Origin of the sequence: Sphingobium sp. ba1 (assembly GCF_000743655.1) — a bacterium.
Lineage (GTDB): Bacteria > Pseudomonadota > Alphaproteobacteria > Sphingomonadales > Sphingomonadaceae > Sphingobium.
The window spans coordinates 5,687-6,359 of the sequence record NZ_JPPQ01000077.1; the positions used below are offsets into that span (position 1 = coordinate 5,687).

The 673-nt window shown below is 66.3% G+C and carries 1 protein-coding gene and 1 pseudogene; one reads left to right on the forward strand and one right to left on the reverse strand.

What is annotated here, in order from left to right; all coding sequences use genetic code 11:
• Position 1: 1 nt before the first annotated feature.
• A pseudogene (locus tag IL54_RS24385) lies at positions 2-130 on the forward strand (histone deacetylase); the annotation flags it as partial.
• Here IL54_RS24385 and IL54_RS19195 read toward each other — a convergent pair.
• Positions 127-672: a hypothetical protein gene (locus IL54_RS19195; RefSeq protein ID WP_037479613.1), complete on the reverse strand. Its 546-nt coding sequence runs from the start codon at positions 670-672 to the stop codon at positions 127-129. The pseudogene IL54_RS24385 and the gene IL54_RS19195 overlap by 4 nt on opposite strands.
• Position 673: the final 1 nt, after the last annotated feature.

Below are 673 nucleotides of genomic sequence, written 5' to 3' on the forward strand. Positions count from 1 at the left end.
CATGCGCCAGGCCAAAGCGCGCGGCATCCCGCTCGCCAGCACCATGGGCGGCGGTTATGGCGAGGACCGGATGCTGGTCGCCCGCCGCCACGCCGCCTGCATGATCCGCCTGGCGCAGGAAGCGGCTTAGTGGATGGGATCGGTGCCCACCATGGTCGCCTTCGTCTCCATCAGCTTAGCCGCGATCACACCCGCAATCGCGATGCCGACGAAGTCGCTGAACGCCAGATAGAGGATATAGCCCCAGGGCGCGTGGTTGAACACGGCCTGGCCGACATGCATCCACAGCACGGCGGCCAGCGGGAACAGGATCGCTACGCGCATCCGGTCGCCGAAATTGGTCGCGATGAAGCGCAGGGCCATGGCGATGATCACGCCGACGATCAGCGCCAGGATCAGCCCGCCGATCAGCGCGCCGCTGTCCATCACTGGAAAGCCGCCTTCATTGTAGAAAATCTGCGCGACCGGCCCCTTGCCGTAAAGCACGGTGCCCTGCGCCGAGGAGGGATCGGGAATGGTATAGACGCCGGTGCCGGTCGGCGTCAGCGCCTGGGCCATGGCGGCCTGCAGATTGGCGCTTGCCTGTTCGTCGGTGCGGCTGAGCGCGAGCGCGCTGAGCGGCGTGCCCCAGAAGATGAAGCCGGTAATGAACAAGGCGAACCCGCCGATCAGG